The organism is Leptotrichia trevisanii DSM 22070 (genome assembly GCF_000482505.1).
Lineage (GTDB): Bacteria > Fusobacteriota > Fusobacteriia > Fusobacteriales > Leptotrichiaceae > Leptotrichia > Leptotrichia trevisanii.
Map to the genome: position 1 here is coordinate 20,290 of NZ_AXVL01000004.1, position 13,106 is coordinate 33,395.

13 protein-coding genes and 1 pseudogene are annotated in these 13,106 nt (G+C 28.9%); 10 read left to right on the forward strand and 4 right to left on the reverse strand.

The genetic code is table 11. The annotated features are described in order from the left end of the window. Positions 1-4: 4 nt before the first annotated feature. The gene (hisC, locus tag K324_RS0100125) at positions 5-1,084 is read left to right on the forward strand and encodes a histidinol-phosphate transaminase (protein WP_026747345.1); all 1,080 of its coding nucleotides are present in this window, start codon (positions 5-7) and stop codon (positions 1,082-1,084) included. Between the two features lie 63 nt (positions 1,085-1,147). Here the strand turns inward: hisC and K324_RS0100130 are convergent, their stop codons facing one another. Then, on the reverse strand, positions 1,148-1,519 hold the full coding sequence (locus K324_RS0100130) for a hypothetical protein (RefSeq protein ID WP_026747346.1): 372 nt from the start codon (positions 1,517-1,519) through the stop codon (positions 1,148-1,150). Between the two features lie 149 nt (positions 1,520-1,668). Here K324_RS0100130 and hisB point away from each other — a divergent pair, with 149 nt between their 5' ends. Continuing rightward, a complete protein-coding gene (hisB, locus tag K324_RS0100135) occupies positions 1,669-2,259 on the forward strand; it encodes an imidazoleglycerol-phosphate dehydratase HisB (RefSeq protein ID WP_026747347.1) in 591 nt (196 codons plus the stop codon). Next, the gene (locus K324_RS0100140) at positions 2,259-2,438 is read left to right on the forward strand and encodes a hypothetical protein (protein ID WP_026747348.1); all 180 of its coding nucleotides are present in this window, start codon (positions 2,259-2,261) and stop codon (positions 2,436-2,438) included. The genes hisB and K324_RS0100140 overlap by 1 nt, the downstream gene beginning before the upstream one ends. Positions 2,439-2,566: 128 nt before the next feature. Here K324_RS0100140 and K324_RS14020 read toward each other — a convergent pair whose 3' ends face one another. After that, the gene (locus K324_RS14020) at positions 2,567-3,361 is read right to left on the reverse strand and encodes an ATP-binding protein (RefSeq protein WP_248615310.1); all 795 of its coding nucleotides are present in this window, start codon (positions 3,359-3,361) and stop codon (positions 2,567-2,569) included. A 239-nt stretch (positions 3,362-3,600) separates the two neighbouring features. Here K324_RS14020 and K324_RS0100150 point away from each other — a divergent pair, with 239 nt between their 5' ends. From K324_RS0100150 to K324_RS0100165, 4 genes are all read left to right on the forward strand, one after another. Beyond that, entirely contained in the window at positions 3,601-4,806 is a 1,206-nt protein-coding gene (locus K324_RS0100150; RefSeq protein WP_026747349.1) for an ATP-grasp domain-containing protein, read from the forward strand. A 27-nt stretch (positions 4,807-4,833) separates the two neighbouring features. Then, the gene (locus tag K324_RS0100155; protein ID WP_026747350.1) at positions 4,834-5,571 is read left to right on the forward strand and encodes an esterase family protein; all 738 of its coding nucleotides are present in this window, start codon (positions 4,834-4,836) and stop codon (positions 5,569-5,571) included. Between the two features lie 163 nt (positions 5,572-5,734). Next, positions 5,735-7,474 (forward strand): ABC transporter ATP-binding protein, encoded by a 1,740-nt coding sequence (locus tag K324_RS0100160; RefSeq protein ID WP_026747351.1) that lies wholly within the window; start codon positions 5,735-5,737, stop codon positions 7,472-7,474. Beyond that, positions 7,474-9,369 carry an ABC transporter ATP-binding protein gene (locus K324_RS0100165; RefSeq protein WP_026747352.1) on the forward strand — a complete coding sequence of 632 codons (1,896 nt, stop codon included), beginning with the start codon at positions 7,474-7,476 and terminating at the stop codon, positions 9,367-9,369. Before K324_RS0100160 ends, K324_RS0100165 begins: the two co-directional genes overlap by 1 nt. A 106-nt stretch (positions 9,370-9,475) precedes the next feature. Here K324_RS0100165 and K324_RS16480 read toward each other — a convergent pair. Together K324_RS16480 and K324_RS0100170 are read right to left on the reverse strand one after the other, a co-directional pair. Beyond that, a pseudogene (locus K324_RS16480) lies at positions 9,476-9,697 on the reverse strand (type II toxin-antitoxin system YoeB family toxin); the annotation flags it as partial. Positions 9,698-9,821: 124 nt separating this feature from the next. Continuing rightward, positions 9,822-10,808 carry a hypothetical protein gene (locus K324_RS0100170; RefSeq protein WP_051354346.1) on the reverse strand — a complete coding sequence of 329 codons (987 nt, stop codon included), beginning with the start codon at positions 10,806-10,808 and terminating at the stop codon, positions 9,822-9,824. Positions 10,809-10,971: 163 nt separating this feature from the next. On the opposite strand from K324_RS0100170, the gene vapD reads away from it, so the two are divergent. The 3 genes from vapD (at position 10,972) to K324_RS0100185 (ending at position 12,969) form a co-directional block, all read left to right on the forward strand. Next, positions 10,972-11,256: an endoribonuclease VapD gene (gene vapD / locus K324_RS0100175; protein WP_026747354.1), complete on the forward strand. Its 285-nt coding sequence runs from the start codon at positions 10,972-10,974 to the stop codon at positions 11,254-11,256. A gap of 22 nt (positions 11,257-11,278) precedes the next feature. Beyond that, a complete protein-coding gene (locus tag K324_RS0100180; protein ID WP_026747355.1) occupies positions 11,279-12,190 on the forward strand; it encodes an MFS transporter in 912 nt (303 codons plus the stop codon). A gap of 116 nt (positions 12,191-12,306) precedes the next feature. Next, the gene (locus K324_RS0100185; protein ID WP_026747356.1) at positions 12,307-12,969 is read left to right on the forward strand and encodes a YdcF family protein; all 663 of its coding nucleotides are present in this window, start codon (positions 12,307-12,309) and stop codon (positions 12,967-12,969) included. The last annotated feature ends 137 nt before the right edge of the window (positions 12,970-13,106 follow it).

A 13,106-nucleotide genomic window follows, 5' to 3' on the forward strand; every position in this document is an offset into this window, starting at 1 on the left:
TTAAATGAGTAAATTTTGGAATGATAAAATAAAGGAAATAGAGCCTTATACACCGGGAGAACAGCCGAAAGACAAAAAATATATTAAACTTAATACAAATGAAAATCCTTATCCGCCATCATCAAAAGTTATAGAAAAAATAAAATCTATGAATTTGGAAGATTTGAAATTGTATCCAGATCCAGATGTAACGGAGCTTGGAAAAGTTATTGCTGAATATTTTTCTAATAAAATAAACGATAAAGTTACACATAAGCAGGTGTTTATTGGAAATGGATCGGATGAAGTTCTGGCATTTATTTTTATGACATTTTTTAATACGGAAGATAAAGTGTATTATCCAGATATTACATACAGTTTTTATCCAGTTTATGCCGATTTATTTAATGTAAAGGAAGTCAAAATTCCTTTAAATGATAGTTTTGAAATTGAAATTCAAAAATATTTTGGCTTGGATGGGCATATAATTATTACAAATCCGAATGCACCAACTTCGATTGCTTTGAAATTGGATGAAATTGAAGAAATAGTAAAAAATAATCCGAATCAGCTGGTTATCGTTGACGAGGCGTATGTTGACTTTGGGGCAGAAAGTGCTGTAAAATTAATAAATAAATACGATAACGTTCTTGTAGTTCAGACGTTTTCAAAATCACGTTCTATGGCGGGAATACGGCTTGGATATGCACTTGGCTCTGAAAATATAATTGAAGGGCTGAACAGGCTAAAATTTTCATTTAACTCATACACGATTGACAGAATTTCAATTGAAGCTGGAATTGAGTCGTTTAATGATGATGAATATTTTGAAAAAACTAATGCTAAAATTATTCAGACTAGAGAAAAAACAGTTGAAAAATTGAAAAAATTAGGATTTAAAGTGTTAAATTCGAGTGCTAATTTTATTTTTATTTCTCACAACAAAGTTTTCGCAGGTGATTTGTATAAACAGCTAAAAGAAAATGGAGTTTTAGTAAGATATTTTGCAAAAGATAGGATTGATAATTATTTGAGGGTTACGATTGGTACGGATGAGGAAATGGGGATTTTTATTGAGAAATTGGAAGATTTGTTGGAAAAATAATGTAAATTAAAAATAAAATGAATATGCAAGGGGGTAATTCCCCTTGTCAGAATACTGATTAGATTAGAGCCAACTTTCATAATAATCTACAAAATTTTCTATTATTTCTTTTCTTGTTCGAGTATATTTATCTTCTATCCCACCATTTTCTAAACTATCAATCCATTCGCTATCAATCATAGTTCCAACATCCATATCAATACCATATTTTACTTTTTCTAATAACGGAACATCAGAAATATCACCTAAGCAATACAAATATCCGCACAATACACGTAGACATTCAGAACTATCATAAAAACATCTTTTTCTCTCTTCAACGGCTCTTTCAAATTCTTCATTTATTAAAAAAATTATTTGATTTTTATCAATTTTATCAAAGTCAAAACCAAATCTTTTTATAAAATTTTCAGCTCTCTCATCAGAAGTAAGCATATTTCCACCTCCTATATTTTTAATAAATTAAATTATACCACGATTTTTAATATTTTAAAATAAATTTCTTGTTTTTTGCTCAATCTTGAAAAAGAGAAAAAAATAGATTATACTATTTATAATTAAAGGTATAACGAAAGGATAAAGATATGAGAAAATCTAAAATTGAAAGAAATACATTTGAAACAAAAATAAAAGTTGAATTAAATATTGATGGAACTGGGAAATATGAGAATAATACAGGGGTTGGATTTTTGGATCATATGCTTGACTTGTTTGCGAAGCATGGAAGATTTGATTTAAAGGTTTATTGTGATGGGGATACGCAGGTGGATGATCATCATAGTACGGAGGATATTGGAATTGCATTGGGAAAATGTTTTTATGAGGCGTTAGGGGACTTGAAGGGTGTGAGAAGGTATGGGAACTTTCTTTTGCCGATGGATGAGGCTTTGACATTAGTTGCTGTTGATTTAAGTGGGAGATATTTTTTGAATTTTGATGTAAATATTCCGACTGAGAAAGTTGGGACTTTTGACACGGAATTGGTGGAAGAGTTTTTCATTGGCTTTACAAGGCATTTAAATGCTACATTACATATAAAAAATATGGCTGGGACAAATTCGCATCATATAATTGAGTCGATTTTTAAAGGAGTTGCTAGAGCCTTGGCGGAGGCTGTCAGTATTGATGAAAAATACAGGGATGAGATTCCATCGACTAAAGGGGTTTTGGTTTAGTGAAAATTAAGAAGATATTGTTTATAAGTATGTTTTCTTTGATGTGTTCAGTAAATTCGTTTACTAAACCATTATCTAATGAAAATGTAGCAAAAGAATTAAAAGAAACCACAATAAGTTTATTTATTGGAACTCCTTTTGAAAAAAATATCAAAAAAAAATTAGAAAAGCAGAAATAAAAATAAAAATTTAAAGGGGATAATATTAATTTATTTTCCCCCAACAAATTATTTAGTTTTTTAAAATTATTATTCCAATAGGAAGTCTATAATTTTTTTTCGCTTAATTCCATTTATGTTGAATTTAGTCAAATTGTCCATAGAAAGAACATATTTGGGATAATATCTTTAATGTCTTTTAATGGGGCAAATTCTCTTTCAATAGTGTCGTCAGAAGCTAAAAGATAGGTAACTTGAATGTATAATTTTTCATTTTCTTTTTGTCCTATAAAATCAATTTCTTTTGTTTTTAGCTTTCCGATATTTACATTGTACTTTCTTCTTAATAATTCTAAATAAATAATGTTTTCAAGATATCCAGCAATATCATCTGCTCTATATCCTGATTGAGAATGTTTTAATCCTAAATCAAGAAGATAAAATTTTTCTTGCGTTTCTAAAATGGATTTTCCTTTTATGTCGTATCTTTGAACTTTTGAAATAATATAGGCATTTTCAAGTGCTTTTAGGTAATTGTAGACAGTTTCAGTGCTTAACTTTCTGCCTTGATTTTTTAAAAAATCTGAAATTTTTTTTGCAGAAAAAGTATTTCCGATGTTATCAAAAATAAATAAAATAACTCTTTCCAGCAATTCAATATCTCTTATATTATTTCTTGAAATAACATCTTTTAATAAAACAGAATTATAAATATCAGTCAAATATTGATAAATCGAAGTTTTATCTTGACTAAAATTATGAATGGCAGGAAGTCCTCCAAATTTCAGATATTGTTCAAAATACTCCTCTGTATTGTAAATTTTCTGTGGATTTTGAATTTTAGAAAATTTTATAAATTCTTTAAAGGATAAAGGGAAAACTTTTATTACAGGTTTATCCATAAATTTTCTAATTTCTTTTAAATATTGTTCTCTTTTTATCATTTTATCACCGCCTATATAAGAAATTATAGTAGTTGATGAAAAGTTTTTCAACTTATAAAGGAAAAAACTCGAAAAATATCTTATTATTTCTTTTATAAAGGAAAAATAAAAAAAGAATAAAATATTAAATATTTACATTTTTCAAAAAATTATGCTATAATAATATGAAATTACTAAAAAAATGAATTACAACAATAGTGATATTAAACCAATTTAACAGTAGAAGGAGATGAGATATTATGAATTTTGTTTACATTTCACCACAATTTCCAAAAACTAACTGTGAATTTTGCGATAGATTAAAACAAAATGGGGTAAATGTATTAGGAATTGCAGATATAGAATATGATCAATTGGATCAAAAATTAAAGGATTGCTTGACAGAATACTATAAAGTTTCTAGCCTTGAAAATTATGATGAAGTTTTAAAGGCGGTGGCTTTTTTTACACATAAATATGGAAAAATTGACTGGCTTGAGTCAAATAATGAATACTGGCTTGTGCAAGATGCAAGACTTCGTTCAGATTTTAATATTACAACTGGGATAAAGTCTGACAAAATTGCAAATATAAAAGAAAAATCGAAAATGAAAAAGGCATATAAAAAGGGAGAAATACCAGCTATGGATTTTTCATTAGTTACGACACTTGCAAAAGCAAAAAAATTTATTGATAAAGTTGGGTATCCAGTAGTTACTAAACCTGATAATGGAGTTGGAGCAAGCGATACTCATAAAATTAAGAATGAAAAAGAATTGAAGCAGTTTTTTGAAACTCGTAATGAAAATGTGAAATATATTATGGAAGAATATGTTGACGGTGAGTTGGTGTCTTATGATGCGATTATTGATTCCAATGGAAATCCTATTTTTGAAACAGGGATAGTTGAGCCTGCTGTTATGGATATTGTAAATAAAGGGCTAGACGTGTTTTACTATGTAGAAAAGGAAATGCCTGAAAAGTTACTGGATGCAGGAAGACGAGCTGTGAAAGGTTTTGGAGTAAAAAGCAGATTTATACATCTCGAATTTTTTAAATTAAATAAAAGTAAAAAAGGACTTGGTAAAAAAGGGGAATATGTGGGACTGGAAGCAAATATGCGTCCTGCGGGTGGATATACTCCTGATATGTATAATTATGCCAATAATACTGATGTTTATCAAATCTGGGCTGATATGGTTGCCTTTGACAAAATCGAAAAGGCTAAATTAAATGAAGATATAGAAAAAAATTACTGTGTTTATGCCAGTCGTCGTGATAACAAAAATTATATTCATTCACATGATGAAATTAAGCAGAAATATGGAAATGCAATTGTGATGGACGAAAGAATGCCGGATATTTTTGCAGAAGCAATGGGAAACTATATGTACACAGCAAAATTTATCACAAAAGAGGAAATGGAAGAATTTATAGATTTCGTACATAAAAAAGTGGAAGAATAAAAATAAATAAAATCACAAGGAGAAAGAATGCAAATAGAATATAAAAAACAATATAGCCATCATCTTGGACGGGAAATGGAATATAAAAGATATGGACACGCTGGAAAGCCAGTTTTAGTATTTCCTTCACAAGACGGAGATTTTAACCAATATGAAGAGTTTGGAATGGTGGACGTGCTATCAGACTACATTGAGCAAGGAAAACTGCAATTATTTTGTGTAGGAAGTATCGACAAGGAAAGCTGGTCTGATCTTCAGGGAAATCCAAGATACAGAATAGAAATGCAGGAAAAATGGTATAATTTTATCGCAAATGAATTTGTACCTATAATACAGGATATTTCTTGGAGAAGTGACATTATTGTTACAGGGTGCAGTATGGGAGGAGCACACGCAGGGATTTTGTTCTTCCGGAGGCCCGAACTATTTGAAACATTGATTTCACTAAGTGGAATGTTTGACGCTTCGATGTTCTTTGGAGATTACAAAGATGATTTGGTTTACAATAATTCTGTTATTGATTTTTTGAGAAATATGCCGTGGAATCATCCTTATTTAGATATATACAGAAATAGAAACATTATTGTATGTATCGGACAAGGTGCATGGGAAGAGGAATTGTTGCCAAGTAACAGGGAACTGGCTCATATACTTTATGAAAAAGAAGTTCCGGCATGGGTAGATTTTTGGGGTTACGATGTAGCTCATGACTGGGACTGGTGGAGATTGCAGATAAGATATTTTATGGAACATTTGGATATCTAAGTAATTTTATTTAAGTAATTTATTTAAATTTAATAACAAATAAAAAGCACTGAAATTTATTAATGAAAATGAGTTTTTATTTTTCCGATAAGTTTCGTGCTTTTAAATTTATATTAATACCAAATAAAATTAAAAATAAAGAAAGGAAGAGGTGTTTATTTATATGTTAAAAAAATTATTTTCCCGTCTTGGCGAGTATAAAAAAAGTGCATTAATTTCACCGCTGTTTATTGGAACAGAAGTTATTTTTGAAATGCTCATTCCAACACTTATGGCTGTGATTATAGATGATGGGCTTAATGGAAATAACGGAAAGGGAGATATGAAATTTATTGTTGTAATGGGGCTTGCAACATTTGGCGTGGCGATGTTGTCGTTGTTATGTGGAATACAGGCCAGTAAATATGCTTCTTATGCTTCAGCTGGATTTGCTAAAAATTTGAGAAAAGATTTATTTTCTAAGATACAGTCTTTTTCATTTACAAATATTGACAAATTTTCTACAGCTGGACTGATTACAAGATTTACGACAGACGTAAATAATATTCAAAATTCGTTTCAGCTTTTAATTAGAGGATTTGTAAGGGCTCCTCTTATGATGTGTGTTGCGATATTTATGTCGTTTATGATAAGTCCGAAACTGTCAATGATATTTATTATTGCAGTCATATTTTTAGGAAGCTTTTTAGCCTTTATTATTTTTAAGGTACATCCAATTTTTACAGCTGCAATAAGAAAGTATGATGACATAAATTCCAGCCTTCAGGAAAATATAAACGGGATCCGTGTTGTAAAAGCGTATATTCGTGAAAAATATGAAACTAGTAAATTCAAGAAGGCTACTGAAAGTTTGAGAAGCATGCTGTTAAAAGGAGAAAATATTATAATATTCGTATCTCCTGTAATGCAGATAACAGTATTTGGATGTATTATGCTGCTTTCATGGTTTGGAGCAAAGATGATTGTTGTAAATGAGCTGACAACTGGGCAGCTTACAAGTCTTTTTGCTTATACAACCAATATTCTTATGAGTCTTCTTATGCTTGCGATGATGCTTGTAAATATTGTGTTTTCAAGAGCATCTGGAGATAGAATTGTGATGGTTCTAGATGAGGAGTCAAGCATTAAAAATCCTGAAAATGGGATAACAGAGGTAAAAGATGGTTCAATCGTGTTTAAAAACGTTAATTTCAGTTACAGCAATAATCCTGAGGTGCTGAATTTGACAAAAATAAATCTGGAAATAAAGTCTGGAGAAACTATTGGAATTATCGGGGGAACTGGAAGTGCAAAATCAGCTCTTGTTCAGTTAATTCCAAGATTGTATGATGTTCTAGATGGGGAACTTCTAGTTGGCGGAGTAAATGTAAAGGATTATGATATAAAGACGCTTCGGGATAATGTGGCGATGGTTCTTCAAAAAAATGTGCTGTTTTCAGGAAGTATAAAGGATAATTTACGTTGGGGAAATGAGAATGCGACTGATGAGGAAATGGAACATGCCTGCAAATTGGCACAAGCTGATGAATTTATTCAGAAATTTCCTAAAAAATACGATACTCGCATTGAACGTGGCGGAGCGAATGTGTCTGGAGGGCAAAGACAAAGGCTGTGTATTGCTAGAGCCTTGCTGAAATCTCCAAAAATATTAATCTTAGACGATTCAACAAGCGCAGTTGACACAAAGACAGACAAATTAATAAGAGAAGCCTTCAAAAATGAATTGCCACACATTACAAAAATTATTATCGGTCAAAGAGTATCATCAATAAAAGATTCTGATAAAATATTAGTTCTGGAAGATGGAATCATCACAGCGTCAGGAACACACGATGAACTGCTTAAAACAAGCAAGATATATCGTGAAGTTTATGAATCCCAGACAGAAGGGAGTGATAAGTAATGAGTAAAAATAAAAAAACTGAAAATTCTCAATCTCAAAATCAGATAAAAGGATTAATACGATTATTAGGATACATGTTTAGACATTATAAAATACAGACGTTGTTTGTTGTTATATTTATTTGTCTAAGTTCGTTTGGGATGGTTGTTGGTACGATGTACTCAAAAGAATTGATTGACGGAATCATTATGCCTAATATTGGAAAAAATAACCCCAATTTTATTAATGAGCTTGTCAATTTAATTTTAAAAATGGTGGCTGTATATGGAGGAGCTGTTATTTGTACATATATTTATGAAATATTTATGATTTATGTTGCACAGGGAACATTGAAAAAGTTAAGAGATGACGTGTTTATACACATGGAATCGCTTCCTATAAAGTATTTTGATACAAATGCACACGGAGATATAATGAGCGTCTATTCAAGTGATATTGACGCTTTAAGAAATATGCTGGTAGAAAGCTTGTCACAGGTAATATCTTCGATTATTACAATTATAAGTGTTCTTATTTCAATGTTCATCTTAAATATCCCGCTAACAATTTTTGTAGTAATAATGATTATAATTATGATTATCACAACAAAGACTATTTCTTCCAAAAGCTCAAAGAACTATACTGCACAACAAAGAAATATCGGAATTGTAAATGGATATGTGGAAGAAATGATAGAAGGGCTGAAAGTTGTAAAAGTATTTTCATACGAGAAAAAAGCTGACGAACGTTTTAATAAGTTGAATACGGCATTATTTAACAGGGCAAACAATGCAATGAAATTTGCAAACATTCTAGGCCCTGCTGTTGGAAATCTTGGAAATATAAACTTTGTACTTACAGCAGTTCTTGGCTCAATAATTGTGTTTAATAATATTGCAGGCTTTACAATCGGAGGGCTTGTATCATTTTTGCAGTTTATAAAAGTAATAAATCAGCCAGTTTCACAAATTGCACAGCAATTAACATCAGTAATATTGGCATCGGCTGGAGCTCAAAGAGTATTTAACCTGCTAGATCAGGCATCTGAACAAGATAATGGCTATGTAACTCTTGTAAACGCAAATATTGATGAAAATGGAAACATTACAGAAACTGAAAAGCACACAGGTGTATGGGCTTGGAAATATCCGCATTCTGACGGAACAATTTCTTATGAAAGACTGATGGGAGATGTTGTTTTTGAAGATGTAACATTTGGATATAATGATGAAAATACAATACTTCACAATATCAATCTTTATGCAAAGCCGGGAGAAAAAATTGCCTTCGTTGGTGCAACAGGAGCTGGAAAAACTACAATTACAAATTTAATTAACAGATTTTACGATATTAATTCTGGAAAAATCCGATATGATGGAATTAACATTGAAAAAATAAAAAAACAGGATTTAAGAGAATCGCTTGGAATTGTATTACAGGACACACATTTGTTCTCTGGAACAGTTGCCGACAACATTAGATATGGAAAACTTGATGCAACAGATGAAGAAGTGTATGCGGCTGCAAAACTTGCCAATGCTGATCATTTTATAAAACACTTGCCACAAGGCTACGACACCTATTTAAGCGGTGATGGTTCCAGCCTTTCACAAGGACAACGGCAATTATTATCAATAGCAAGAGCAGCAATCGCCGATCCACCAGTCTTAATTCTGGATGAAGCAACTTCAAGCATCGATACAAGAACAGAAAAAATCGTGCAGGAAGGAATGGACAAGTTGATGGTGGGAAGAACGGTATTTGTAATTGCCCACAGGCTTTCAACTATCAAAAATTCCGATGTAATAATGGTACTTGATCAAGGAAAAATTATCGAACGTGGAAATCACAATGAACTGATTGCACAAAAAGGAACTTATTATCAGCTTTATACAGGCGGATTTGAAAATCAGTAAATTAAATGATTTAATTTTAATTATGTTATTAGAGTAATATTCATAAAAACCAGAGTATTTGAAAAGAGTGGTACTATCCACTCTTTTTAATTGTAAAAAATTAATTTTAATAATGTCCTCTGCAAGAAATTATCCATAAAACCCCGTTTTCATCAATGGCATAGACAAGCCTGTTAGTTTTCGTCAATTCTTCAACTAAATACTTTTCTATATTTCAAAGCTTCAGATTTACCTATTCCATTCAATGCTCCATTTCTTTCAATATCTTTTATGAGTTCGTTAATCCTTTTTAAAGTTTTTTATCTTGAGATTGCCAATATAAATAATCTGCTCAGCCATCATCAGTCCATAATTTATTCATCGTCGGCCTCGATTAAATCATGAACTTGTCCTTTTCCACTTTTCATCTGAGAATGCCATCTATCCTTTTTTGCAAGATAATGTATTTTTATTTAAAAAATTTTTTTAAAGTTTTCATACATTTTTTGAACTTCATTATCATTATAAATATCTTCATAAGCATTAACAATAATTTCAAGTTCTTTTAAGAAATCTTTTTTAGAAACTATTTCTATATTTTCCTTTTCTCTTTCATTTTTATATTTTTCTGGTATTAGTACTTTTGCCTCATTTTCATATATAAGGTTACTAAATTTACCATAACTGTTTCCGTATAAAAGATTCATTCCACTATTATGGCTCATCAAAAAATAGTTATTATATTCTATTATAAAACTCTCATCTTTTTCGGAAACAACAAATTTTATATCATAACCATCATACATTCCAAAAAAATCCTTTTCTTTTTCTATAAATTTTTTCTTATTTTCATTCAGAAATTCTTTTAAATTATTTGAACCTAATAAATATGAAAAAAATTTCTTTTTTATATTGATATCCCAATAATTTATTTCTTTCAATTGATAATTTATAAGACCTAAAATATATTTATTTTCATCCAAATTATAATTATAAAGGAAATTTCTAAGATTATCTCTTATAAAAATATTTTTAACATTTAAATTCACCTTATAATTTCTAAATTCATTTTTATAAATGGAATATTTTATTAATTCTTGCTCTATAAATCCTATCATATCTCCATAACAATGGATATTTTTTAAATAATAAGTAATAAAATAAAGCAAAAATTCTTCATATTCGTAATAAACTTCAATTTCATTTTCTTCAGAATAAAAAACATATATACATCCAGAGTTTTCTTTTTTTACTTCTTTCGATACAGTATCAATTTCGTAACTAACATTATTTATAGAGGCGTACAAATATTCTCCATCTCCAACACTTGTATTATCAAAATAAAAGCCATCTATAATTATAGGGAAGTTTCCAATATAATCAGCTACTTTTTCAAAAAAATCATACTTATTCATTCCTAACTCTTCATAAAAATTATCTTTTATTTTTTTGATTCTCATTTTCATCTTTTTCCCTTTTTTAAATATTTCAATAGTTTTTATATAATTTATTATAGTATTTTTTAAATAAAACATCAATAAAAAAATAAAAACAAGAAATTGACAATTATGATAAAATGTACTAAAATATTGTTGTAAAATATTTAAAAGAGGAGGGATACAGATGTATGCAATTGCATTTGATTTAAAAATTGATGATTTGAAAAAAAATTATGGGGATTCATATAACAGGGCTTACGATGAAATTCGACAGGAATTGGAAATACTGGGTTTTGAATGGACACAAGGTAGTTTATATGTGAATAGTACTGAAAAAAATACTTTAGCTGAAGTTTATAAAGCCATAACAAAACTAAAATCTATCGAATGGTTTAAAAATTCTGTAAGGGATATTAGAGCTTTTAAAGTTGAGGACTGGAGTGATTTTACAGCTATCGTGAAAGAATGATATAATAAAAATGGAGAAAAATGTGAAAGATAAAATTAAAAATGGGATTTATATCGTATATTTACTGTTTCTTTTTCGAAATATAATTATATTTTCAAGTGGTTATTCAGGATATACAACCAGAATAATAATATTGTCAAATTTGGCAACTTGTGTTGCTTTATCATTAATTATCGCTTTAAAGACAAAAAAATTTAATATTTATTGGGTAACGATGATAATTGGTATTTCTATTTTTGGAATGAAATATTCTGGATTTAATGATATGAATAAATTTTGGAATATAGTTATTATATATGTGTATGTTATTTTTTCGATATTTCAATTAATTTTATTTTCTATTACAAGATATTTGAAGCAAAAAAGTTTAAAAAGATTAATAAAAGTGATACTATACTTTTTTAGTTGTTACTTTTTTACTGAATTTTATAATCAGCATTACTGTGAACCTAAACAGATAGTTTACAGTACAGAAATATCAAATATAAAAAATGAAAATGAAATGCTTGAAATAATTCATAAAATGCCAATGGTTAAAAGAATTTATTATAAAGAGAATAAAAAGGAAATAATTTATCCAAAGTCTGATTATTTTCCCTTTAATTTTGGTTTTATTCCTGATAATGAAAATAAAAATATGATAATGATTTCTTTAAGCACATATATAAATTATGAAAGTATGGATAGATTAGCGGAAAAAGTAAATGGATATTTAACATTAGTGAATAAAAGTAATGAAAAAATTTATTTGTATATGGTAACTGACAAAAGTACAGATTCTATATTAAGCGAATATGAACTTGAAAATAAAAATATTAAAAAAGTACACAAATTGAAAGATTTAAGAGAAACAGATAATATGTTAGAATTGTTTTTATACTTACCAGCGAGTCTGATAAAAGGAGAAAGTGATGCTGATGGGAAAGATGAGTAGTGGAAAAAAATTGAATACAAACTTAATGGACAAACTTTATAATAATACATAAAATATCGAATGAGAAATGATTCGGATAAAATAGAAATATTATAATTTAAGGAAATTAATAAAACATGAAAAATATAATTATAACATTAATAAAAATCTCTATTGTCTTATTTATTTTTTTATTTTGCTTTGTGCAATATTTTATAATAAAAGAATATATAAATGATAGAAAAGCCGTAAATGAAAATAGAAAAGTAGATTATGTAATAATACTGGGAGCAAGAGTAAAAGGAGAAAAGCCGACTAAGTCGCTTATGGAAAGGATAAAGGCTGCAACGGAATATTTAAAGAAAAATCCAGAAGTTAAGGTTATTGCAACTGGTGGACAAGGGAAAAATGAAAATGTGGCAGAAGGATTGGCGATAAAAAGGGAACTTTTGAAAAATGGAATTAGTGAGGATAGAATTATTTTGGAGGATAAATCTAAGAATACTGTTGAGAATTTTAGACTCAGTCTTGAGAAGATAAAAAATATTGAAAATAGTAAAAATATTTTAAACAATAATGAAAAAAATCGAAAAATTAAAGTCTTGATTACAACAAATGATTATCATATTTTCCGTTCTAAAAATATTGCTAGAAAAGTTGGATTTGACAATGAAAATTATGAAATTTACGGACTTCCAGCGAAAACACTACTTATTTCCATACCAAAATCATATTTTAGGGAATTTTTGTCAAATGTAAATTATTTTATTTTTCAGTCTGGCAATCAGCTTTTAAAATAAACTGAAATTAAATAAATTTTGATAAAATATTTTTGTTAAAGACTATGAAAAAATGTAAAATTATTATATAATATGAATAATGCTGAGTAACTAGGTTCGGATGGAATAGTTACTCATTTTATAAAATATACTAAAAG